This window comes from Enterococcus sp. AMC1623, assembly GCF_058216495.1.
Genome location: NZ_CM177096.1, coordinates 2,958,592 through 2,980,548, shown reverse-complemented (window position 1 = coordinate 2,980,548; position 21,957 = coordinate 2,958,592). Strand labels below are relative to the sequence as shown.

Annotated in this window: 27 protein-coding genes and 1 tRNA gene; all 28 read right to left on the bottom strand. The window is 36.8% G+C overall.

Annotated elements, in window-relative coordinates; translation table 11 throughout:
• Position 1 precedes the first annotated feature (1 nt).
• The 28 genes from AC4BC7_RS14660 to AC4BC7_RS14525 all read right to left on the bottom strand — a co-directional run bounded on the left by AC4BC7_RS14660 (position 2) and on the right by AC4BC7_RS14525 (position 21,862).
• A complete protein-coding gene (locus AC4BC7_RS14660; RefSeq protein WP_490503227.1) occupies positions 2-2,512 on the bottom strand; it encodes a phage tail spike protein in 2,511 nt (836 codons plus the stop codon).
• 41 nt (positions 2,513-2,553) lie between these two features.
• Entirely contained in the window at positions 2,554-4,059 is a 1,506-nt protein-coding gene (locus tag AC4BC7_RS14655; RefSeq protein WP_490503226.1) for a distal tail protein Dit, read from the bottom strand.
• Between the two features lies 1 nt (position 4,060).
• On the bottom strand, positions 4,061-7,624 hold the full coding sequence (locus AC4BC7_RS14650) for a hypothetical protein (RefSeq protein ID WP_490503225.1): 3,564 nt from the start codon (positions 7,622-7,624) through the stop codon (positions 4,061-4,063).
• A 2-nt stretch (positions 7,625-7,626) separates the two neighbouring features.
• Positions 7,627-7,905, bottom strand: coding sequence for a hypothetical protein (locus AC4BC7_RS14645; RefSeq protein ID WP_490503224.1), 279 nt, complete (start codon positions 7,903-7,905; stop codon positions 7,627-7,629).
• Between the two features lie 35 nt (positions 7,906-7,940).
• The gene (locus AC4BC7_RS14640) at positions 7,941-8,237 is read right to left on the bottom strand and encodes a hypothetical protein (RefSeq protein WP_490503223.1); all 297 of its coding nucleotides are present in this window, start codon (positions 8,235-8,237) and stop codon (positions 7,941-7,943) included.
• A 50-nt stretch (positions 8,238-8,287) separates the two neighbouring features.
• Complete coding sequence (locus AC4BC7_RS14635; protein WP_490503222.1) at positions 8,288-8,821, bottom strand: hypothetical protein; 534 nt, start codon at positions 8,819-8,821, stop codon at positions 8,288-8,290.
• Positions 8,822-9,193 (bottom strand): hypothetical protein, encoded by a 372-nt coding sequence (locus AC4BC7_RS14630; protein WP_490503221.1) that lies wholly within the window; start codon positions 9,191-9,193, stop codon positions 8,822-8,824.
• A complete protein-coding gene (locus AC4BC7_RS14625) occupies positions 9,194-9,595 on the bottom strand; it encodes an HK97 gp10 family phage protein (protein ID WP_490503220.1) in 402 nt (133 codons plus the stop codon).
• Positions 9,585-9,917 (bottom strand): hypothetical protein, encoded by a 333-nt coding sequence (locus AC4BC7_RS14620; RefSeq protein WP_490503219.1) that lies wholly within the window; start codon positions 9,915-9,917, stop codon positions 9,585-9,587. The genes AC4BC7_RS14625 and AC4BC7_RS14620 overlap by 11 nt, the downstream gene beginning before the upstream one ends.
• Positions 9,910-10,233 carry a phage head-tail connector protein gene (locus tag AC4BC7_RS14615; protein ID WP_490503218.1) on the bottom strand — a complete coding sequence of 108 codons (324 nt, stop codon included), beginning with the start codon at positions 10,231-10,233 and terminating at the stop codon, positions 9,910-9,912. Before AC4BC7_RS14615 ends, AC4BC7_RS14620 begins: the two co-directional genes overlap by 8 nt.
• Before the next feature lie 2 nt (positions 10,234-10,235).
• Positions 10,236-10,643, bottom strand: a complete 408-nt coding sequence (locus AC4BC7_RS14610) for a hypothetical protein (protein WP_490503217.1) — start codon at positions 10,641-10,643, stop codon at positions 10,236-10,238.
• Between the two features lie 17 nt (positions 10,644-10,660).
• Positions 10,661-11,557: a capsid protein gene (locus AC4BC7_RS14605; RefSeq protein ID WP_490503216.1), complete on the bottom strand. Its 897-nt coding sequence runs from the start codon at positions 11,555-11,557 to the stop codon at positions 10,661-10,663.
• 2 nt (positions 11,558-11,559) lie between these two features.
• Positions 11,560-12,174, bottom strand: coding sequence for a DUF4355 domain-containing protein (locus AC4BC7_RS14600; protein WP_490503215.1), 615 nt, complete (start codon positions 12,172-12,174; stop codon positions 11,560-11,562).
• A 143-nt stretch (positions 12,175-12,317) separates the two neighbouring features.
• Positions 12,318-12,494: a hypothetical protein gene (locus AC4BC7_RS14595; RefSeq protein WP_490503214.1), complete on the bottom strand. Its 177-nt coding sequence runs from the start codon at positions 12,492-12,494 to the stop codon at positions 12,318-12,320.
• Between the two features lie 2 nt (positions 12,495-12,496).
• On the bottom strand, positions 12,497-12,763 hold the full coding sequence (locus AC4BC7_RS14590) for a DUF6275 family protein (RefSeq protein WP_490503213.1): 267 nt from the start codon (positions 12,761-12,763) through the stop codon (positions 12,497-12,499).
• 1 nt (position 12,764) lies between these two features.
• Positions 12,765-12,950, bottom strand: coding sequence for a hypothetical protein (locus AC4BC7_RS14585; RefSeq protein WP_490503212.1), 186 nt, complete (start codon positions 12,948-12,950; stop codon positions 12,765-12,767).
• A gap of 229 nt (positions 12,951-13,179) precedes the next feature.
• Positions 13,180-13,374, bottom strand: a complete 195-nt coding sequence (locus AC4BC7_RS14580; RefSeq protein ID WP_490503211.1) for a hypothetical protein — start codon at positions 13,372-13,374, stop codon at positions 13,180-13,182.
• Complete coding sequence (locus tag AC4BC7_RS14575) at positions 13,349-13,570, bottom strand: hypothetical protein (RefSeq protein ID WP_490503210.1); 222 nt, start codon at positions 13,568-13,570, stop codon at positions 13,349-13,351. The genes AC4BC7_RS14580 and AC4BC7_RS14575 overlap by 26 nt, the downstream gene beginning before the upstream one ends.
• A gap of 59 nt (positions 13,571-13,629) precedes the next feature.
• Positions 13,630-13,860, bottom strand: a complete 231-nt coding sequence (locus AC4BC7_RS14570) for a hypothetical protein (protein WP_490503209.1) — start codon at positions 13,858-13,860, stop codon at positions 13,630-13,632.
• Positions 13,861-15,543 carry a minor capsid protein gene (locus tag AC4BC7_RS14565; RefSeq protein ID WP_490503208.1) on the bottom strand — a complete coding sequence of 561 codons (1,683 nt, stop codon included), beginning with the start codon at positions 15,541-15,543 and terminating at the stop codon, positions 13,861-13,863.
• Positions 15,473-16,873 (bottom strand): phage portal protein, encoded by a 1,401-nt coding sequence (locus AC4BC7_RS14560; RefSeq protein ID WP_490503207.1) that lies wholly within the window; start codon positions 16,871-16,873, stop codon positions 15,473-15,475. The genes AC4BC7_RS14565 and AC4BC7_RS14560 overlap by 71 nt, the downstream gene beginning before the upstream one ends.
• 10 nt (positions 16,874-16,883) lie before the next feature.
• Complete coding sequence (locus tag AC4BC7_RS14555; RefSeq protein WP_490503206.1) at positions 16,884-17,033, bottom strand: hypothetical protein; 150 nt, start codon at positions 17,031-17,033, stop codon at positions 16,884-16,886.
• A 34-nt stretch (positions 17,034-17,067) separates the two neighbouring features.
• The gene (locus AC4BC7_RS14550) at positions 17,068-17,682 is read right to left on the bottom strand and encodes an HNH endonuclease (RefSeq protein WP_490503205.1); all 615 of its coding nucleotides are present in this window, start codon (positions 17,680-17,682) and stop codon (positions 17,068-17,070) included.
• A gap of 56 nt (positions 17,683-17,738) precedes the next feature.
• A complete protein-coding gene (locus tag AC4BC7_RS14545; protein ID WP_490503204.1) occupies positions 17,739-19,220 on the bottom strand; it encodes a PBSX family phage terminase large subunit in 1,482 nt (493 codons plus the stop codon).
• Positions 19,213-19,980 (bottom strand): phage terminase small subunit, encoded by a 768-nt coding sequence (gene terS, locus AC4BC7_RS14540; RefSeq protein WP_490503203.1) that lies wholly within the window; start codon positions 19,978-19,980, stop codon positions 19,213-19,215. The genes AC4BC7_RS14545 and terS overlap by 8 nt, the downstream gene beginning before the upstream one ends.
• Before the next feature lie 50 nt (positions 19,981-20,030).
• Positions 20,031-20,237 (bottom strand): hypothetical protein, encoded by a 207-nt coding sequence (locus AC4BC7_RS14535; RefSeq protein ID WP_490503202.1) that lies wholly within the window; start codon positions 20,235-20,237, stop codon positions 20,031-20,033.
• Between the two features lie 134 nt (positions 20,238-20,371).
• Complete coding sequence (locus AC4BC7_RS14530; protein ID WP_490503201.1) at positions 20,372-21,631, bottom strand: site-specific DNA-methyltransferase; 1,260 nt, start codon at positions 21,629-21,631, stop codon at positions 20,372-20,374.
• Between the two features lie 157 nt (positions 21,632-21,788).
• Positions 21,789-21,862: transfer RNA gene (locus AC4BC7_RS14525), tRNA-Ile, on the bottom strand.
• Positions 21,863-21,957 lie beyond the last annotated feature (95 nt).

Below are 21,957 nucleotides of genomic sequence, written 5' to 3'. Positions count from 1 at the left end.
CTTAATAAGAAAACGACCTGTCAGACCCTATGCCGAATCTCAAAAGGTCAACACGTCTTGTCTTTGTATTTAAAATAACTACGTCCCACAAATCTTCTTGCAATGTTCCGAGTGGTCTATCGCCCTGATTTTTCTTTGGACGTGAAACAGAACAGCCAATTGAATAATTTACAATACCATTTTCATCTCGACTTATTTTGTCGTTATGAGTGTGCCCGTGAGCTAAAAAAGCAAGCTTGCCTTTGCGACCTTGAAAGTCACAAGACACACTTGCGGAAAAATCAGGATTAGAATTATACGTCCTACTATATGTTCCTCCGGTGACGAAGCTATTAATAATTCCGTCAATCATTTCGAAGTTGAATGGATAATAGGCATGATTAGTGCTATATCTTTTTCCAAATGGATAATGTTGATAGATGCATACAGTAACGTCTGAAGGTGTATTTTTTAACGTTTGGTATAACCATATAATTTGTTTTTGACGATAACCGGATACGTTAATATCAATGTATTTTGCGTGTCCATCAGTATCCAATACTGCAGGAATATCTTGAGTATTTAGAATAATGACCCGTTGTTTTTTTTGCGGAACATCATAATAATAGTAGCCTAATTTGTCATCAGGATTTTCTTTAATACCAAAAACAGTAGATGGCCGTGTAGCTATTTCATACATTTCTTGATTTCTGATTACCTGTGCCATTTTTCCATGTAAGCTGGTCATAGGTTCACGAGGTAAATAATTATTAACAGTTTTCGGGATTGAACTTGTAACGTTATCCCCCCAAGAATTATTACAATGATTTCCCCAAGTTACAAAATACGGACAGTTAGCTAGCCCCAACGTGCTGATAGCTTCTTTGTAATTGCTGACTGCTATATCTTTATTAGCAGTTGAACCATCGTGCACATCGCCGTTTAAAACAACATAATCAACATCAACTAGATTCGTAAACTCAGCTACGTTTTTGATATGGTTATTACTTCGACCGTAATTTTCCAAATCATCCCGAGCGATTGAATCCGTCGCATAATGTGTGTCCGAAATATGGATGCTTGTCACAGTATCCGCTGACTGCAGTTGTATGGTTTTTCTAGCTAGTTCTTGGATACCATTTAAAAAGTAACTCGCTTGAACAAATCGATTATCCAAAACAAGTATTTTGCAACGGTACTGCGCAATTCCATTCACGCTGTTTAAATCATCCGTAAATTTCGCGCCTGTTCTTGACCAATCTAAGACATTGCCATCTTTGTCAATTTTTTCCCAAATATAGTCACTGTCTAGTATTTTCCTAGTGAATGGTTCACCATCTTTAAAGACGTTCACTTCGCCTTTGATAGTCGTTCCTTCTTGGGTCAAAGTGACAGTTGCACGATACTCGCCATCTTTTTGCATTTGCTTCTGTTTAGCTAATAAATCACTACTGATTAAACTTTGCAATAATTGATAATTACCAATTTCTGCTTTATTTTCTGATGGCGAGCTACGGTGAATGTCTTTGTTCAAAACACGAGCTTTTAATCTTAGCGGAGGATTGTAATCTTCATCTACAAAAGTTAGCCAATCACCTATAGCGAAATCACCGTCATTAAACAACATATCTACTTCAGCAGAGAAAGTTGGTTGACTTCTCTCTTTTAAAACCTTTAGTAGTTCATTATAATTATCAATTTGCGCAGTGTTAGAACTAGGATACCTCCCAGTAATCCAACCACTAAAACGTTCCTTTGAAGTATTCCCACGACCATATAACGCATTAGCTTCGCGGTCGTAGATGATAGATTCTCCTGCCCTTGTGAAAAAACGTCCATCACCTATCCCTAAATCGTTGAATCCTTGATTTGTATCTTCAATGGCTGTAATAACATTATTAATACTTACCGATTTTCGCATAGTAATAACATCTACACCAGAATATAGCAGTTTATTAGTTTTATCAGTACCGATTTTCTGATAAATGTTAAGCATCTTTTTGACTACTTTTAAATTTTGAAACTCTACTGTAAATGTCATCTCACAATCAAAAGCTTCACAAATTTTTTGCAGTCTAGCAAGCGGAGTTTCTTCGGAAGAAGTATCAACCAAACGTTTTAAATCTTTAGGTAGGTCATTTTTACCAATTATCCATCCTGTATCATAGATTTCACGATTAATATAGTAATCAATCAACTGTGCTTTTTTACTTTCAAATTGAGCAGCTGACCCCGAAAGTAATTCCATACCCAAGTCTTCTCCAACGATAGGACGAACAGTCTCATCTTCCCCTCTAATATCTTGGATACTTAAACACACATTGTTTGAATTATCATCTTGAAACACAATATAACATCCTTCTTTTATCAAAGAAGTCTCGTATGGACTATTCGGATCATAATCATTAACTTTTGGACCTGTATTTTTTAACACGTCCATCGACAACGTATTAAGTAATGTTCCGTTTTTCAGTCCAACTGAATGAACATCGTTTTGAACAACAATTCCATCAGTTGCGCTAGTATCAATCATAGTAAGAGCATTAAACTGCCTATCTAAAATATGATAAATCATTAGTATCTTTCCCTCATTTCTAAGTAACCAGTAAACGTCCCATCGCAAATAACACTATATTCCGATTCGCCTTTTGGAGCTTCTAGAAATTGACTACTACCAATTACACGGTAGCTGTCATCACGAATACCATTAATGTAGACACGATTAGTTTCACCATCAACAAATAAAGTATCCCCTGAATAAAATGTTTTAGGGATAAGTGATTCTACCTGCGTATTAAGTTTAGTTATGCGACTATGCGTAATTTGGATGTCCATAGCACGTTCTGCTTTCCATTGAGACAAGAACATTTGGATAGAACTTGCTGATAGCATAGCTACCGCTTCGTTATACCACGTTTTAGTATTTGACCACGTTTCGCGCCACTTATTTTTTTCATTAACCAATCGAGCAATTTTGAATGTAAATTTATTACCAACTTTCGTCATTTGGATAGAACCGAAAAAACCACCTCTATCTTTCATAACACTTTTAGGTAAAACTCCTTCAAACATACGATTATTTCCAATGAAAAAACTATATTTTACTTCATCGACAGTGTTGTTATTATCTTTCATTTCAAAACCTAGAACGAAATTACTATCAGCATCCATATAATTGATTTCAACAAGTCCTTGACATGTCGGTTTCTGCTTGGCTGTGCCAGTAGGTTTAAAATTCAAACGATGCATAACTTCAAAGTCTTGTAATGAAGTTGTTAATAATCTTGAAATAGTTGGTCCATGCCAGTAACCAGGTTTAGAACTATCAATCGAACCATATCCCGAAGGAACTACCATAGAATCGGCTGCTTTCCATGTTAAACCGCCCATTATTTTAGAAGTATTGTCCCCAGAATCATAACGCCATCGTATTCTACCAGCATTTGCCTGCCATCCAGAGCTACTCCCCATACCATTGTCTAACACTTTATTAGACGGAATGAAATTCTCATCATCTTCTGAATATGATGTACCTAATTGAACTACATCATCCGCACTGACAATCCCTATTGAATTTGCATCAGAAGTAAATTCAATATTTATATCTAAAGGTGTTTCTAACCTACCGGCATTTAAAACAGTGCTTGTTCCATCTAAAAACAAGAATTTATTTGTATTTATAGACCTAGAAAAACCACTAGGAACCTTGAAAGAAAGATTCAAAGTCCCTAGCCCTTCTGTGATATAGTCAACAGTCGCCGTGCTGTCTAATCGACCTAAAAAGTAGCGATCCGGTTGGTCGGAAAAAATAATTTCTTTATTTTGTTTATCATCTAATTTTGATTTGATTAATTCCTCAATCTCCAATACAGACATATAAACATTTTCTTGATCGGACAATAACGTAGCTTCAACAGAAATTGTTTTTTCTTTTCGCTTCGTAGAAGTTATTTTCACACCATCGTATCTATCACTAGAAATAGTCTTGTTTTCCACGTCATAGAGGGGTCTGTTTAATTTATTGATTACCATGTATGGGCTAAAATCAAATCCATCTATTTTCATCGAAATACTATTCATTTTAAACGCCTCCCTCTAATCTGCGGTTTCGTGTGTTGTTTGCATTAACAAATTCATCTACATATTTCCAAGTGCCACGTGCAATTTCACGATTATTTGCTTCCATAGTTATACTCTTTTCTTGCATAATAAGAATTTTCATTAATTCGATTAGCTCTGATAGTTGTCCAGATTCGCCACCATACGCTCGATTTTCTTCTGCGGTCAATACACGCTCTCCCTTGTGAAGAATTGCGTTGTAACCATCAAATGGGACATAAGCTAGTCCATCTTTGTGTGATCCATTGATTCTGTAACCGCTTGGACCCCAACCAGATTGACCATACGGTAAATCTCTACGCCAATTTGAATTGTTGAAAAAGGCGAGCAATTGATGATAACCATTCATGATGTTCTCATATCCTTTTACAGCATAAGAACGGAATGTCTGAGGAATATATTGTAATAACCCACGTGCTGGATTACCTGCAGCCATATTCTCATCCCATACAGCCGAGGATTGAATGATTTTTTCATTTCCTCCTGACTCGCGTTGAATCTGCGCTAAAATACCAGTTGCTTCAGCAGGTGATACTCTTTGTCCCATTTGCGCAGCTGCTTTGTAAATCGTTGACAACCAACTACCGCCAACTTTTCCACTACCACCTGCTTGGTACTTAGGTCCACTTGGTTTGTTACCCGAAATATGAACGTGGTCATAATGGTCGCCGTCTGGCCATGTTACCCACGATTGACCTTTGTGGCGCCACATACCGTTAGTAATAACGTATTTCACACCATCCATGTTTATTGCTTCATTTGCTATTTTTTGGTAAATAGGTGAGCCATTGTTAACACCAGGAATAGCTAAATCGACAGCCAATCCCTTACTATGGTCAAAAGCATCTGTAAAACGTAATCCTGATGATAAATACAGACCATATTGTTTGTATCGTTGGATAAAACCATTAGCAATATTCATCAGATATTGATAAACACCGTTACCACTCTTACTATCATCACCGTAAAAACTGCCATCACCAAAATCAGAAGCATGTGAATCAAATAACCCTTGTACCCAATCAACAGCTTGGTCTCCAAGATAACCAACAACATCTCCGCCTACATCAAGCATTTTACCGCCCAATCCATCAAGCTTAACCATCTTGCCAAATAAAGTTTTAACTAACTCTCCAGGATCGGAAACATAATCCCAAACATCACCAGAAAATTCTTTAACTTTACTCCAACCTTTTTTCGCAAAATCAACAACATTTCCAACTGATTTGCTGAACCAACCTTTTTCAAAGTGCGGAAGCATATCTTTTGTCATTCCTGCCGGTAATATTTGTGTACCCTTTTTCATTGGCAACACTACGTTTCTACCTTGAGGGATAAAAGCATTTCCGTTTGGTTCAATAATCATTTCTTTATATGTTGATCCACGTTGGTCATTGACTACACCTAATGTATCTTGTGGTAAACCACCAGAACCTCTTTCAAAGCGCGGTAATTTAATTGTAGGAGCTTCAAAATCGGCTAGTTTAATCGTTCCTAAACCTTCACCGCCGAAAAACTCAATGACTTTATTAATAACGCCAATGACGCCATTAACAGCCCCTAAGATTCCGTTTTTCATACCGTTTCCGAGTCCAGTTATCATCTTTAAAGCTGCATTTGAAAATCCTTCAATGCCAGAAGCAATGACTTCCCAACCGCCACGAAAAATATCTTTAACCCCCGACATGACTTTTTTCATGTCGCCAGTAAAGACACCTGAAAAGATTTTAATTAGACCACCAATAATTTTAAAAGCACCAGAAAAAACGCCCTGCATAGTTTTCCAGGAAACTTGTACTAAACCAACTACCGTTTTAAACGTGGAACTAAAGACACCCGACCACATCTTTAAGGCTGGTTGTATCAACGTCCAAATAATACGGAAAAAATTCCTGAAGGCTTGAACAATCGATGCACCATTTTCATCCCAAAACTTTTTAATAGCAGAAAAAGCTTGTTGAAATGCTTTTACAACCGAATCAAGAGCTGGTTTGATGTACTCATTATAAATTTTCTGTGCGAATTTCTTTATATCTTCAAGCAAGCCATTTATAAAGTTGCGAAATGGTTCTATTTTCTGATATGCCAGTACAAACGCTGCTATTAAAAGACCGACAGCCACCACAACTAATGTTATTGGTGACGTTAAAAATGCAAATGCAGTACCTAACGCACTAGTAATAGTTGTACCAATTCCTGCAATAGCGCTCCAAATTGTTGTACCTTTTGAAGCCAACGATACTTGCCATGCATATAAACCGACAGCTGTCGCTAAGGAACCAACCATAATAGCGCCAATCGTTAGTGGCGTTTTCAATTGGTCCCAATTGGCTTGTAAATATTTAACCCAATCTCCAGCTTTTTGCAATCCTCCAGACATCTTTTGAATTGCGCCAGTTACAATTGGCCAAATTGGTTTTCCAACAATAGCAGAAAAATCAGTCCAAGCTTGTCTCATATTTCCCATTTGGTTTTCAAGCGAGTCACTTTCACGAGCTGCTTGTCCTGTTGCGCCAGCTTGTTTCTGCATTTCTTCTGCGAACTTCAAACGAATAACTTGTTTTTCAGCTTCGCCCATGTCTTGCCATTTTTTAGTAAGATTAGGACCATCCGCAGCCTTTTCCATTGCAGAATTAACTTTTTCTTGGGCGCTACGAGCTTCGATACTATCTGCACCAAATTTTTCTACAGCTTTTGAATAAGCCCCTTGAGCTTTTTCAATTGCTAAAGATGATTTTTCTGCATGTGCTTCCTGTTCAGCTGTTGCTTCTATCAAATTATTTTTGATAGCAAATGCTGCCATTTGAGTATCATTAGCAAATAGCCCGATGGATTCCCCACCTTCGTAGTTTCCTTTGATAAATGAAGTTAACGACCCTTGAGAGTCTTCCATTGATTTATCGTAAAAAGCAGCAGCATCCGCTGATAAGGTTGTTGCTTTTTCTGCTTGTTGCATGGCTTCTTCTGTGGTCATGCCAAGACCTTTAAACATAGACGTAATCTGTGCGAAATTAGGTTTGATACGATTTGGTAACATACCAAAATCTTCAGCCATTTTGTCAATAGAAGATTGCGCATCATCTTGCACATCACCAAATACTTGTTCAAATTGTGCTTCCATTGCTTGAGCTTCTGCTGCAGAGGCAACACTCAACTTTCCAAAATCAATAATCTTGTCGACTGCAAAAGCACCAGCTAAGACTCCAGCTGCAGTTTTAAAGACTGAACCAATTCTATTGCCTGATTTCTCAGCTTCTTCAGGTAATTCTTTAAAGCCTTTTTCAACTTCTTCCGTTGCAGATTTACCTTCTTTTTTGACATCGCCCATTGATTTCTTGAAATTTGAAGCAACTTTCATGGACTCTTTTGTTGCGTCGCCTGTTAAATCGCGGAACTCTTTTCCTACAGAATCCTTAACAGTACGTCCTTCTCTTTTGACTTCAGCCATTGATTTTTTGAAGGGGTTTAAATCTGCTATGATGGCAACAGATAAGGATGGTAATTTCAGTCCTGCAATTGCTGGCAAGTTTACCTCCCCCTTTCTTCGTTGAACCTACGAATTGCGTCACTATCAGCTGTAGTTTTTTGAAGACGTGCGCATGCTTTAATAAACTCGCGCCCTTCTTCTGATTGACTCATATTGGCCACCCAAGCGTCATGACGATACAGCATATAAACTGCATAAGGTAAATCATCTAAACGCAAAAAATCCACGCCTGTGTAATCAGACATGGCTTTCATTGTTGCGGTTTGATTCGTGTTAACCTCTTTTTGCCAAGGTTCAATTTCAAAATACTTTTCTATCATAAGTTCCCCGACCACTCCATCGGGTACGGGAATCATTAGTTTGGGTCTTGATCTACTTCTTCTTTAAAGTAAACAACTGCTTCCACGATAGACATAAATTGTTTGATGTTAAGAATTTCAGTATCTTTTTTAGTAAATTTACGAGCACTTGAATTGTTGTTTAAGATATCCAATACAGCAACTTCCATTGCGTCGATATCTGACTCATCAACTGCTGTAACTTTTTTCATGATTTTAAGTGTCGGTTGATTGACTTTAACCAGCGAACCATCCACCCATTTAATTGGAATTGATAATTCGTTATAAGCTTGTAAATCTAAAATTTGTGCCATTGTATATTCTCCTAATCTGTTTTTTATTTATAAAGAAAAAAGCAAGGACATTAAGCCCCTGCTACAAGTTCTTCTTCAATTTCTGCCAAGAAATTTTTAATGTATTCAAATGCTTGGATTTCAGCGTCTACAACTGTTTCCTTATCACCCGTAAAGGCCATTGTAAATCCATTACCTGCATTACCAATCATGGTTAAACGAATTTTCTTGCCATTGTCTTTAACATGAACAAAACGAACTAAAATATTTTTTAACGGATTATTACCACCAAAAGTTAATTTATTAATGTTTTTAGTGCTATCTTTAACCAACTTAGCGGTAGTTAGTAACTTAATTTTGTCTAAATGCCATGTTAAAATTCCCGACTTAAAGGTACATTCTTCCTTTGTCACCACACGCTTTACGATTTTACCGTAAGAATTTTCTACATCGTATGGCGTTGGTTTGTATTCAAAGCTTGCTCCGCCTTGTGTGTGGCCAACATTATTAGCTGGCGTTTCAATAACAGCATGTTCTGGAATTGTAGTACCTGTAAATTCTTGTAAATACAATTCACCAGCACCTAAAATAATTTCATCTGCCATTTAATCTCTCTCCTTTGTATTTAAAATAAAAATTGCGGTTAGTTCCCACATTTGTAAATCATCGCGAAATAAAAAACCACCGCCTGCCAATGAACCAGTGAAACTGATTGTCGGCAAGACGACAGCTGTGTTTTTCTTTTCTGTGCTGAATAAATTAATAATTTTTTGCTTGTATTCTTCGGCGGTGTCATAGTCTGCATCGATAATTCTAATTTCTAATCTATCTTGGCCAACAACACCACCTGTTGAATTAGTTATGTTATAGATGATAGAAATGCTATCAATTTTAGTCGTAAATCCTGGATAAACGGCATTACTTAATTCAGGATGTTGTTGTTCAATCCTCTGTTTAACTTGATAACCTTTTATCATCTAACCACCGCCTAGCAATTTACTAATTTTACTTTGTTCTTCGTCAACGGCATCTTGTAAATAAGGATTAGGTTTAGAACCTTTTGTCCATATTTCTTCGCCTGTCTTCGGGTCTTTATATCCCCACGGAGTCTTTCTGCCGTCACCATCAGTAGCATAAATTCCTGTTCCTTGATGATGAAAAACTGCATGCTCTAAAGTATTGCCTACAGTACCCTTCACCTCGACACCATCAATTTCTACGCCCGTTTTAATATCAGCTTTCAAAGAACCAGTATCAACACCTACTTTTTCTTTCGCTGTATTAGCTATAACATCGGTTGTTATTTGCATGTTTTCCGCAATAATTTGAAGATACTTTAGAACAGCAGCGTCTACTCCTTTTTCAAAATCATCCGCCATTAGCTAACACCTCCAAGAACAGTTGTGCCAACCGCCCTTCATTGTTTACTCCTTTTACGGATAATTTCAACAAACTATTTCTAAGCTGATGTTTACCAGCTACAAGCGTTTTATCAGTTGTTAAACCCAAATAGTCGTACTTCTTAATTCGAGCGCCTGACGAGCCAACGGTTAGCTGATTCTGTGCGCTTTGGTCATATAGACTAACTTTAATCGGAGCGTCCAACTTCACCCAAGTATCTTTTAGTGATCCAGAAGGTTGTTTAATTGGTTGATTCTCCCACAACTCAAACGATTGGCGCTTTCTACGTGGATTAGGCATCATCATCACCCCATGAACCAAGACGAGAGTTCGCATAAATGATTGACATCAAGTCGGCAGGCAGACCGTCAAGATAACTCGTAGACACACCAGAATACCCTTCAGAAGCAAGTCCTTCTGTACCAAGTCTATTTACTTTGATTGCCACAGAACTTGCTACTACCCGTTCAAGAGCTGGGTTTAATTCAGATTGTTGGGTTTCTCCTAAAACTTCATCCGTTGCTTGTTCAATTAAATCTTGTAATAAAGATTCAGTGACGGTAACATCGGAATCTTCTAGGCGTGTTTTCACACGGTCAATAATTGAACGTGACATAACTAGTCACCTACTTTTTCATCGTGTAACGCTTTTTCGGCTTCTACAGCTGCTTCTTGCCCTCTAACTTTTTCTCCATTGGAAAGTTCATAGTAACCGCCACCACTGTGTTTCGGAAACTCGCTGTCTGCTTCACTAGAAGCTTCTGATGTATCGCTTGAATCTGGTGAACCATCATTTTCAGTATTTTCGGGTGCATCGCTATCAGGCAATCCAGAATCATCTGAATTACCTTGAACAACATTTTTGACTTCTTCGATTAATACTTTCCCAATTTTATTGTTTGTAGTAGATAATTCAGCAAGGCGCTCTGCTGTTTGAGCGCCTTCGTAAATATCATCTACATTGTAAATTCGTTCTTTATCTTGTAAATCACGAAATTGAGTTAATACTTTATATTCTTTAGACATAATTAACTTCCTCCTTCTTAGGCTCCTGGAACGACATCTGAATAAGATACATAAATGGCTGGACGTGCTTTTTCTAACACGATTAAATCGAAATAGTCCAACCCTTTTAATTTATCGCGGTAGCCTTCAGCATCTTGAGAGGCTGGAATCATATCTACTTTATTAACGCGATCAATTGGAGCTGCTACACGCAAAGGAACCAAGATATAGTTAACATGTTTGTCTGTAAGTTGTTGCAAGCGGTCTTTAGAGACTTTTTTAATCACAGCTTCCATTCCATCCAATTGTTCTACTTTACGATTAATACCAGCGATTTGAACTTCATTTACTGTGAATGATTTAGAAACACCGTCTGAATTCTTCAATGCTTTATAATACTCACTAGAAACAAACATAATGAATGGTCCAACGATTTCTTCATCAGTCATATAAGATTCTGCATCGTCATAAGAAGACAAAACATTTGCTTTTGTAATTGTTTCTTTCACAGTCTTACCTTGATAGCCATCTGCGGTTGCAGCAGCAAAAGCAGTTTCAATTAAACGTTTAACTGCTACTTTATCTTTACGAGGAATCGTTACTAAACGGCGGTGTTCAGATACAACTGTTTCAACTTCATATGCAGGGTTTTCTAATTGATCTAATTCGTCTAAATCGTAACCCATCCAATCTTCATACTCTAATTTTACAGCTTCTTTTTCAACTGTGATTGCTGTACGACTGTTTTCTCCACCACGTACATAATCTCTAGCAGTAAATCCTTTCATTTTGTTGACACGAACTTCTTTTGTTCCAACAAAATCTTCTTCAGTGATGTCTGATGCACCACCTTTTAATAATTCCCATACTTGAGATTCCGCAGCAAACTCTTTATCAATTTTTTGAACATCTTTACTATTTAATACTACTGGCATAATTAATCATCTCCGTTTTCTTTCATTTTTTTAAGATTATTTCTTAACGCTGCACGCCAATCGTCCGTTTTATTTTCTTTCGTTTTTGGTTTATCTGGCGTTTTATCTTTCAAAACTTCTTTAACAATTGACTCACGATAAGAAGCCAAAATCTTTGTGAAGTTCTCCATTTTTTCCTGAGCAACATCTTCTTGTGAATCAAATACAAAATCAGCAAAATCAGAAGGTAGTTTAGCTTGCAATAACGCTTTTCTAGCTTTATCAACTGCATCACGTTGAGCAACAGCTCGTTCTAGTTCTTCTAATTTAGCAATTCGTTCCTTCTCTTTTTCTTCGGCTGACAACTTAGCTACACGGTCTTTTTCTTCCTGTTCCGACTGCCAACGAGCAAATCGTTCATTAAGAATTCGGTCCACATCTGCATCAGAATACTTTTTACTTTCTGGCTTTGGTTCATCTTTAGAGGTCTCTTTAGGTGGCTTATCATCCCCACCTAAATTTTCTTCTTGCTTAGAATCTTCTGGTTTAGGGGATTCTGCGAACATTTGCAACTTCATTGGCATAAAAAACTTCTGCTTCTGCAACTTCATTGGCATAAAAAACTTCTTGTATTTCATTTTTGTTTCTCCTCCCATACCTTTTAACGAGAATACATGCCTGCTCGTTCCCATAGCTTTTATAGACATCCATGCCTGGTCATTTAGATAAAATAAAAAAGCCTAACGATTGTTAGACTTCAAAAAATTTATTTGATTATCATTTAATAAAATTGAACTACTGTTTCATCGAGAGTTTTTGTAAAATATAATTCTCCTCCAGTAACTTCACTTTCTATCTTTATTTCTAATTCTTCGTCTGATAAGGAATTACAAAAATCTTTCAATTCTTTGAAATTGTTGAAAGATTTGCTACCAAATACATACTTTTTCACGATCATAACTAAACACCTTCAATGCAAATATTTTCCTGTTTCTTATATACATCAAGGTAGAGTTGTTTTTTATCACCATTATAGGTAACTTCAAAATAAAGACCATCTCCACTAATATTAGTAGAAATCATTGCTTTGTTATTTTGTAGCACTTTAGTTAACCAAACAACGTATAAGTCATCTTCGGTAATAAATCTAGCAAATGTTCCTTTACGTTCGTTGTATGCCTTGACCAATTGTTCTTTAGCTAATTTGACAAATTCTTGCTCTCCCATTTTATCCCTCCTCAGATTTCGTCAGTGCATAACCTGCAGTTGACGTATTGTTAAACATTGCTGCACGCTTCACGCCAGTTGCAACGCCCACATAATCAAAACTAAATCCTGTAGTTGTTGGACGGAAATTTTCCACACCTTTAAAATGATATGTTTGGCCATTATTTGTAAATACGATTAATTCCATAACTTTTTCCCCTTTCAAAATTAAAAAAAGCCTATTTTTTTAAAATAGACAGTCTATTTAACGTATAACTGTGAAACATCTTTTTATTTTGTCTAATAACGTCGGTTTCCGTTCACTTTCAATAGTGCGTCTAAGTCCACGTTCATCACAAAAAGGACAATCTTTATAAAAATAATGTTCTACCCTGTCGCAACGGCCGCTTTCAGGCCAATCTTCCCACTCGTATTTTTTATTTTCCCTCATCTAAATGAACCTCTTTGCCCTTCTCCCATGCTTCACATTGATAATCATGCGAATTTTTACTAGGGTCTGGTGGTTTCTTTTGCATTTTTTGAATGATTCCTTGTTGGTAAGCTTTATCCAATCCAATGAAAAAGCTTCTAAATACAGTCTCAGCATCATCGCGGTTTTTTGTGTTTCCCATGATGGTCACCCCCATATTTTTCGGTTAATGCAAAGGTACGTTCATACTCATCTTGAATGGCTTTTCGCTCATTTTCTGACAGCGGACGTTTTAAAAGGCGTTCTAATTGGCCACATTTAGCCAATAGTGCTCGGCGAACGATTTCATTGTCAGAAAACAAACAAATCCCCTCTTGATTTACGGTGATTTTAGACATGAAACTTCAACTCCTTAATTTTGGGTACAAAAAATAGCACTCCCAACTTGTGGTAAGTGCTAATATAAACGTTCTTCGTATCCTTCAGGAATAACAACAGGCTTATTATCAGCAATACGCTTGTCGATAAATTCCGAAAATCGCTTGGAACCTTCCAATGAAAAATCATAATCCTTATCTTTAGTCATATCAATGTACTCATACAGAGGAAAAGTTTCATCAAAATGTTCTTCGTATTTTTCGATAGCATCATCAATAATTTTTTCAGATCCTTCTTCCCAAAAAAACATCTATTTCACCCTTTCCAAAATATCATCTACAAGTTGTTCCCAAACGCCTATACCCGTTGGAAATATTTCACGCATGACTTTTTCAGCTTCTTTATTCGAGACCAACTCCGTAGCGTGAGCAAAAAATTCAGTCTCTGCCATACCAGTTTTTTTCCAATAACTACTACCATGACCTGCTCCTAAAGTTCCGTAAAACCATCCTGTGGATTCCATAATGTCAGATAAAGCGCTATATACACTCGGATTTTCTTTAAATTTCTTTCTATATTCAGATTGAAAATTCCTTGCGTTTTCTTGATGAACTTTGTAAATTTCATATTCTTTCGCTTCCCACTCTTGTTTCTCGATTTTTTTCCGAGGTTTAGGCCCTAAATCTTTAAACATTGGCAAATCAGGTCCATTAATAGCACGCCATAAATCTCGATTAAAACTTTCTCTTAATTTATATTTAGGAAGAGCCGAAGCATGATAAATGTTATCATCCACTTCTACCGTTTTCCTTAATACTTTGACTTTCTTTTTACCAATTGCAAAACCGTTTTTACCAGTTAATAATTCAATACCTAGAGAGTCGAATGCGTGACCTGCTTCATGATACACAGTTTTCATCGGATTTCTAGACAAATTTCCGTCAAATGATTTAGGGTCCAATTGAATAATGTTTCCTTGTGCATAAGGATGAATATTCGCTATCGGCTTAAACTGTAATTTATCACCTAAATAATTAAACATTTCTTTTACTCTCTCGTTATCAATCCCACTTAAATGGGTAATGAAATTATCATAATTTTCTTTACCGACCTTTTCTTTCATATTAGTCTTAGAAAGAGAATCGTTGTATTCAATACCTTCTAAGGGTTCTTCTTGAATTTCTAATCCCCTTTTAGCTTCCTGCAACATCTGGGCACGTGCTTCGATAAAATCATCATCAATTACAGGGATAAACGTACAACGGCAATTAGGATGCGCTGGAATATCAGGTAATTGGTCAATAGGATACTCTTTACCGTTTCTTTCACGACACATTTTGCTTGTGCGACTGTCCATAGTTGCAGACCAACGTAATTTTGTATAACCAGCTGCTTTGTAAGATTCAATTTGCCCTTGGTTAAGTGCGTGCATGTATTCAGTACGAACAAGCCTTTGCATTTTATTCTTACCAACGTTCAGACGTTCTTCCATCGCGCCTGCTACTTGATAAATAGACTTACCTTGTATGATTCCATTTGTTAATTCTGACTTCATACTAGCAATTAATTCGGCTTTATTATTCCAAATCCTGTCAGAATAATTAGCACCATGCCATGGGTATTTAATAACATTATCAATCGCACGTTTGTTAAGAATAGGCGCATCAAGAACATTATTAACAACCTTAGTACCTAAATCAGTAGCATGCTTTAACACATTAGTTGTAAAGTCTTCCTCACGAACACCCAACTGTATGATAGATTCTTCAATCTGTTTCTCAATTTTTTGCAAATGATTGTAACGATAAAAATCAGAAATCAAAGGTTTCTCAACGTTGATTTTCCGATAAGCGTCAAATAATTCTGCTTCAATCTCTTTTTTTGCCTGTTCATAGACATTTAACCACTCACGTGTGGCGTATTCATTCTCGTTGTAAGCTTGATACAGAGGATTCTGTAGTCTCACTTGCCAATAAGTCGGATCGTTCGCCATCGCTATTCACATCCCTCCTAATTTGAGCAGGGATGAAGCTATTTTCTTTCGCATCCTCTTTTTCAGCTTCGATTGTTTCTAGTTCCACTTGAACGTCTGGAACGATTTCAGGTCCTAATTGAGTAAGCATAGTCGCTTTAGATGTGATACCAGAAAGATTCTTGACAAATTCAGCAATTTCTTGAACGTTTTGAGGTAAGTTAGCTTTAAATGTAATACCAATTTCTAATGGATCAAATGTTTTTTCGTAGGCATCAAGATACTCACTAATCATTTGTAAACGAGTAAATAACGCCTTACGCATCCACTTGACCTTTTCCAATCTTAGCTGCTCTAAAGGTAGTAACTTGTATCGTATTGCTACACCAGAAGCATTACCGGCGAACTGTTCATCCGACATATCGGGAACGAAAGAAAATTTGTGAATATCAGAACTCAACCGGTTCTTAATATTTTCGGAATAACCATCGTTCACATTTTTGACAAGCCAATAGATGTCTCCGTTTTCTCCTACTTTAAATCCGCCTGCTTCTTTAGCTTCTCGTATATCTTTTCGGGATGTAGACATCATGTTTTTAAACACCATCATTGCATCCGTATTATCCGTTAAGTCATTAACACTATTAGAGACGGACAGATTGTATGCATCAACTTCGGAAATAATTGGTTCAAAATCCCCTAAGTTCCAACGGTTATTTTTAATTTGAATCACTGGGCAACGACCAATCTTATGCGGAGTTTGCTCTTCTTCAATTTCAAACGTTTCAGTCATGATTTCCGGCTTTTCCTGTTTATAAGCATTTTCATCACGAATGTAGGAATATACTACGCGATGAGTGTCATCGTAACACGTCATAGTAACCTTGTATTTATTCCCTTTTTTGTCGTCTTCATCAAAGACAATCGCATCTGTAACACTCTCACGCAACTTACCATCCGTAATAACCATCACAGATTGAGGGTCAAGCGCTTCGAAGCAAAGTTGGCCACTTTCATCAAGCCATATAATTTCGAACGACTCGCCAAAGATTGACATGAATAGTAGGTGGTCACTATTTACTGAAGACTCACTATTATAATCAAAGATAGCTTTTAATTTTTCGTGTTCTTCTAATTTAGAGTAGTTGACCGAACCAGTGTAACCAGTAACAACTGTACTGATATAGCGAGGATAGCCATGAACTACTTTGGCATCCTTTTTCCCTTTACGGTTTTTTCGATTTAAAATATCATGTTCCCCTTTGTAGTACCGCATTAACTTCTTCAAGCGTGGTCTACGGTTCATCACATGACTTTCATATAATTTTTTTGCTTCCTCGAATGTAAGCATTCTTTCACTCCTATCTGAATCCAAGGTCTCCAATATCAATTGAGCCAAGTTTATTACCTTTTTCCATATCCTCACTAAAGGCGTAGCGTGTGGCATCGATGCAATTGTGAACAATAAAACCACCATTAACCGCAAAGTTATGGTGGTTCGCTACTTCCATATTATAAACATCTTCTATCCCTGATTGCCTTACGCTAACTACTTTTACTTTCTTTCCTGAGAATTGCGCCACACTGTCTTGAGCAACTCCTAGTTTTTGAATATCTGTTAACTTTGAATATTCTTCCGCAAACTGGGCATTCTTTTTCAATATCATCAACTCCACTTTTTCTTCTCCAAGCACTTTTACATTTGTTAGAACAAAATCTGTTATTTCCTGTCTTTTCTGCTTCAAAATCTTTTCCGCAACTCTCACAATTAAAAACAGCCATTTCATGCAATTTATCTTTTGTTCTTTCGTAATGTTTCATGTGCCATTCTTTTCCTTCTTGTGACTTATGCCACTCTTTAGTCAACTCTCTTATGTTTTCTAAATGTCCACTTTCTACATTTTTTGCACCCAACTTTTTGCTATGACTCATATGCTCTGTTTTGTGTTCGGAAACGGACAATATCATCAAATTTTCTATATTGTTATTACTTTTATTTTCGTCGATATGATGTATTTCATATCCTTTAGGTATTTCCCCATTATAAAACTTCCATACATATCTGTGCATGCGTTCCCTTATGGTTGAATTTAGATAATACCCTGTTTTGTCATCTCTCGTAAAATGCTTACCATCAAAATACTGCACTTTTTCATTCATGTTCACCGCTCCTATTTAATATTATACTTTATTATATCAAATAGTATCGTGTAGAGTCAATTAAAAACATTGATAATATAGTCTTCTTCTGTAATTCTCCCTAAAGATTTCCACCCTTTACATGTTAAAACTAGATGGTCTTTAGTCGCTTTTATAACCGAACCATCTTCTAATTGTAATTCATAGATTTCAGCTTTTTCTCTAGTCATTCTCACCTCGTTAAACAGCAATACGGTTCGTTTATTTTTTACAAAATCATAAGCGTATACTTCGCCTTGCGAACCAACTAAATCTTTTATTGGAATATCGCCTTTTAACGTGTGAACTATCGTATCTCCTGTTAAGCAGTGGTTATCTTTATCTTCTAAACGCGGCTTAGGGTTTCCGTCCTTATCCGTTTGATAATCTATATTTTCAAATTCTCGTGCAATAAATGGTGTTCGCAATGGGTCTATGTAGATAGCATCTAAATCATCAAGCCATTTCTCACCATATTCCACGCTGTCGGGACCTTTTTTCACTTGATAAAGGCGCTTTATGTCGTGTTCATCTCTCATTTCTGCATTTGACTTAGGTTCAACCTCTGCATAAATATCTTGATAATCGTACTTTTTGGATTTAATCCATTGAGCAGCTTTCCTGTTACTAAGCTTGACCTCATACAATTCATCTATTGCATAAATACAGTTTCTTTTTTTGTCATAATGCCACCGGACAAATGCTAACGGATCAGTTGCATAACCGTAGTCAAGACCTTGGCGAATATTGTCAAAACCAGCAACCATATCATCAGTGATAAAACCTTTGATAACATGCAAATTGTCAAAAGGAACAACACCAGAGCCTATAGCTTTGCCATCATACTCCCATTCTGCCCTCCGTGGGTTTGTTTCCCTAGTCGCTTCTACCTCATCAATAAAGGCTTTAGCGATGAAAGGATTGTCTTTATAGGTAGAATGATGAACAAATGTATTTTCTGGTTGAAAGGACGTTTCATACTTTTTATTCACCCACGCTTGCTTTCGTTTTGGTGGATTATAAGAATGAAAGACCTTATAAAAAAGACCATCGCCTAACTCTCCACGTAACAGTGAGTTGGTAATAGTCTTGACTGAATCTTCTGTTTTAAATTCGCCTTCTTCCTCAATCCATGCAATAGCGAATGGGAACCGGCTATCTTTTAATGATTTAATTCGTTCAGGGTTTTGTGCGCCACGAAAAGTAATATAGTTGCCACGTGGTTTATAAGTTATCCGCATAGGTGATTTATTGATTTTAAAATAGACACCTACTCCTTGCTCTTCTATTGCCCATTTCAATTGTTCAAATACCGATAACTCTATTGTGTTATCGACAAAACGAATAGCTACAGCATTTACAGGAAACCTCATGATAAGCTGAATGATTATATGTGAAATAACCGAAGACTTACCAGAACCACGCCCACCTTTTTCTACAATATGCAAAATATTAGAATTTAACGATGCTCGCCAAGTATTGTTGAATGCTTTAGGAATATATTTGGATAATTTAGTCATCTAAATCACCCGAAATATCATCAATAAACACTGGTGGTTCAATATCACCCATTCCTCCATTATCCATCGATGAATTGATTTTAGCTATTTGAGCTTGCATCAACTCGGCTCTATGCCCAGCTAACGACAATTCATTCAGTTGTTTGATAGCCTTTGTCAATTGAGTGCTAACCCTGGTCAAAGCATTCTCAATATTTAATATGTCGTCAATTTTGCGGAAGGTTTTACGAGTTATTTGCACATCTTTAAGGACTTCTCGTTTAATCTGCACTACTCTATCGTCAATTACAGTAGGTTCTTTAACATTTCTCAACTGCTGTAATCGTTCAACTTCTTCTTGATTCAATCCTTTTTCTGCTTCCTTGACCCGTTTCATCATTCTGAATTGGCGAACTTTCAATAGACGAATTTCCTCAGATAAAACAAAAAAAGGATCATCACTCATCACTGAATAAATCTCCTTTTCTTCATCTGATAACAAGTCAGCAAAGATTGTCTCAAACTCTCCTGTTTTCAAGGCGTTCTTATTGCCCTGCGGTGGGGAAGCACGGCTGTTGCCTTTGTTACCTACTGCATTCTTATTTCCTTGGGGTGCACCCCTGTTAGAAGGTTGCACCCCTTTAGTTGCACCCCCACGTTCCCAACCGAATCTTTTACGCCACGATTTTAACGTATTGAGTGGAACAGATAGTTTTTCGGAAATATCCTTGTACTTCCAACCATCTTCATACATCTGTTTGGCTTGTTCTTTTTTATCCATCTGACATGAAACACCACCTCGCAATACTTTATTAATTGAGTTTTGTTTTCTTATTTTTCAATTTCTTTTAACATCAAGTCTGCTTCAATCAAAACTTTCAAGTCATTTACTGACTCTAATTTAATTACTCCAGTCTGGAGGTTTTTCAACCATTTTCCGAGCGCTACACGAATAATTTTCTTGTACTCGTCTATTGATTCTTGCTCCTCTTGAGCCTTTTTAATTAAATATTCTAGTTCTAAGTCTTGATTTTCCATTCCAATAAACCTCGCATTACGTTATAATGCTAAAAGACACAGAACTTGTCTAAACGCACGCGTGCTAGCTTCTGTGTCTTCGGGCTTATTGCCTTGTTGAAAGAGTCGAGTGTTCACGCACTCGGCTTCTTTTTTTATTCTTCAATCAATACTGCTTTGTTACCAGTCATCGTTTCCCATCTATTAATAATGACATCGACATAATGCGGATCCATCTCCATAGTTAGGCACTCTCTATCCAAATGTTCGCAAGCAATCAACGTTGTTCCGCTACCTCCGAAACAATCTGCTACTACATCCCCTTTATTAGTAGTTAACTGTATTGCTTGTTTAGGTAAATTAACAGGAAAACAGGCTTTATGGTCATCCAGTTGAGTATTTCCAGTTGGTATTCTCCAATAATTAGAAATGCCCTTGCCTTTCTGTTTATTAAAGTAACCACGCTCTTCTGTGCTACCTAAATAATACAACTCCATATCATGTGATATTGATGCATCATCACCTACCATTAAAATATCCTCATACTGCCTTGTTAGCATGTCTTTAGATACAATCGGTAATGCATGACCTTTATCCCACACAATCAACTCCATAAATCGCAGTCCTGTTTCTTTCACAATTTTATGAATAATTTCTATAAATTCCCATCGTGTATTTTTGTTATAACTGATATTCCAAAAGAGGTAGCCTTGTAAATACTGCTTCCATAAATTAACGACCTCAAGATTAAAATTGATATACTTTTTACTCTCTAAATCATCGGTATAGGAGTTATACAAATCTGACCCCATGTTATATGGTGGCGAAGTAAAGAGACATTTAATTTTTCTATCACCAACTAACTTTTTCAGGTGAATTGCATTCGTACTATCACCGCACATAATTCTATGTTTACCTAATTGATAGACTTGGCCAACTTTAGCAATTGGTTCCTTATCCAAATCAATCTCATAGTCATCTTCCGGCAAATCATATTCAACATCTAATGATTCTCCCAAATCTGCGAATAAATTTTCAGTCTCTTCAGCAGAAAAACCAGTTAGTTGAATTTCCTCTTCGTCCAATTCTTGAAGAATGGAAGTCAGTTTCTCTTCATCCCACTTCCCTGAAATCTTATTTAAAGCTATGTTTAAGAACTTTTCCTTTTCAAGTGATAAATCTACAACAGATACTTCTATCTCTTCAAAAAGTCCTAAATCCTTAGCTACAGCCACACGCTGATGACCGCCAACTAAATTTCCAGTACGTTTGTTAAAAATCGGTGGATCAACGAAACCAAACTCCGAAATGGATTGCTTGAGTTTCTCATACTCCTGCATACCAGGTAATAACTCTACCCTCGGGTTATAATCTGCAGGTTTTAAGTCTGCTAATGCCATCAATTTAATTTCCAATACTCTGCACCACCTAAAAAATATGTAAAAAATAGGACTACCACGAAATGTAGTAGCCCTGATAAGTATCACGCTGCATCGCAACACTTGTTTATACACAATATGCAGTTGCTTGCCTAGGCCTTCCACAGCTTCTAAGCAATTTATGAAGTACTAATGGACCATGCAAGACTTGAACTTGCGACCTTTGGATTATGAGTTCACTGCTCTAACCTGCTGAGCTAATGGTCCTTAAACAAAATAATTATAGAGAGGTAGTTGCCTACCACTCTATAAAATAAGAAGAAAGCTATTCCACGTGTCACAAAAATAAGATGAGGGACTTC

What these genes read in the sequence shown, in the direction of transcription:
- AC4BC7_RS14595 (WP_490503214.1), bottom strand. Translation starts at nt 12,494, where the DNA reads ATGATCGTGAAAAAGTATGTATTTGGTAGCAAATCTTTCAACAATTTC.
- AC4BC7_RS14640 (WP_490503223.1), bottom strand. Translation starts at nt 8,237, where the DNA reads ATGGCACAAATTTTAGATTTACAAGCTTATAACGAATTATCAATTCCA.
- AC4BC7_RS14585 (WP_490503212.1), bottom strand. Translation starts at nt 12,950, where the DNA reads ATGGAATTAATCGTATTTACAAATAATGGCCAAACATATCATTTTAAA.
- AC4BC7_RS14620 (WP_490503219.1), bottom strand. Translation starts at nt 9,917, where the DNA reads ATGCCTAATCCACGTAGAAAGCGCCAATCGTTTGAGTTGTGGGAGAAT.
- AC4BC7_RS14630 (WP_490503221.1), bottom strand. Translation starts at nt 9,193, where the DNA reads ATGATAAAAGGTTATCAAGTTAAACAGAGGATTGAACAACAACATCCT.
- AC4BC7_RS14560 (WP_490503207.1), bottom strand. Translation starts at nt 16,873, where the DNA reads ATGCTTACATTCGAGGAAGCAAAAAAATTATATGAAAGTCATGTGATG.
- AC4BC7_RS14555 (WP_490503206.1), bottom strand. Translation starts at nt 17,033, where the DNA reads ATGGAAGTAGCGAACCACCATAACTTTGCGGTTAATGGTGGTTTTATT.
- AC4BC7_RS14580 (WP_490503211.1), bottom strand. Translation starts at nt 13,374, where the DNA reads ATGGGAAACACAAAAAACCGCGATGATGCTGAGACTGTATTTAGAAGC.
- terS (WP_490503203.1), bottom strand. Translation starts at nt 19,980, where the DNA reads ATGGATAAAAAAGAACAAGCCAAACAGATGTATGAAGATGGTTGGAAG.
- AC4BC7_RS14590 (WP_490503213.1), bottom strand. Translation starts at nt 12,763, where the DNA reads ATGGGAGAGCAAGAATTTGTCAAATTAGCTAAAGAACAATTGGTCAAG.
- AC4BC7_RS14605 (WP_490503216.1), bottom strand. Translation starts at nt 11,557, where the DNA reads ATGCCAGTAGTATTAAATAGTAAAGATGTTCAAAAAATTGATAAAGAG.
- AC4BC7_RS14600 (WP_490503215.1), bottom strand. Translation starts at nt 12,174, where the DNA reads ATGAAATACAAGAAGTTTTTTATGCCAATGAAGTTGCAGAAGCAGAAG.
- AC4BC7_RS14570 (WP_490503209.1), bottom strand. Translation starts at nt 13,860, where the DNA reads ATGTTTTTTTGGGAAGAAGGATCTGAAAAAATTATTGATGATGCTATC.
- AC4BC7_RS14545 (WP_490503204.1), bottom strand. Translation starts at nt 19,220, where the DNA reads ATGACTAAATTATCCAAATATATTCCTAAAGCATTCAACAATACTTGG.
- AC4BC7_RS14625 (WP_490503220.1), bottom strand. Translation starts at nt 9,595, where the DNA reads ATGGCGGATGATTTTGAAAAAGGAGTAGACGCTGCTGTTCTAAAGTAT.
- AC4BC7_RS14645 (WP_490503224.1), bottom strand. Translation starts at nt 7,905, where the DNA reads ATGATAGAAAAGTATTTTGAAATTGAACCTTGGCAAAAAGAGGTTAAC.
- AC4BC7_RS14635 (WP_490503222.1), bottom strand. Translation starts at nt 8,821, where the DNA reads ATGGCAGATGAAATTATTTTAGGTGCTGGTGAATTGTATTTACAAGAA.
- AC4BC7_RS14535 (WP_490503202.1), bottom strand. Translation starts at nt 20,237, where the DNA reads ATGGAAAATCAAGACTTAGAACTAGAATATTTAATTAAAAAGGCTCAA.
- AC4BC7_RS14615 (WP_490503218.1), bottom strand. Translation starts at nt 10,233, where the DNA reads ATGTCACGTTCAATTATTGACCGTGTGAAAACACGCCTAGAAGATTCC.
- AC4BC7_RS14565 (WP_490503208.1), bottom strand. Translation starts at nt 15,543, where the DNA reads ATGGCGAACGATCCGACTTATTGGCAAGTGAGACTACAGAATCCTCTG.
- AC4BC7_RS14660 (WP_490503227.1), bottom strand. Translation starts at nt 2,512, where the DNA reads ATGATTGATACTAGCGCAACTGATGGAATTGTTGTTCAAAACGATGTT.
- AC4BC7_RS14575 (WP_490503210.1), bottom strand. Translation starts at nt 13,570, where the DNA reads ATGTCTAAAATCACCGTAAATCAAGAGGGGATTTGTTTGTTTTCTGAC.
- AC4BC7_RS14610 (WP_490503217.1), bottom strand. Translation starts at nt 10,643, where the DNA reads ATGTCTAAAGAATATAAAGTATTAACTCAATTTCGTGATTTACAAGAT.
- AC4BC7_RS14655 (WP_490503226.1), bottom strand. Translation starts at nt 4,059, where the DNA reads ATGAATAGTATTTCGATGAAAATAGATGGATTTGATTTTAGCCCATAC.
- AC4BC7_RS14550 (WP_490503205.1), bottom strand. Translation starts at nt 17,682, where the DNA reads ATGAATGAAAAAGTGCAGTATTTTGATGGTAAGCATTTTACGAGAGAT.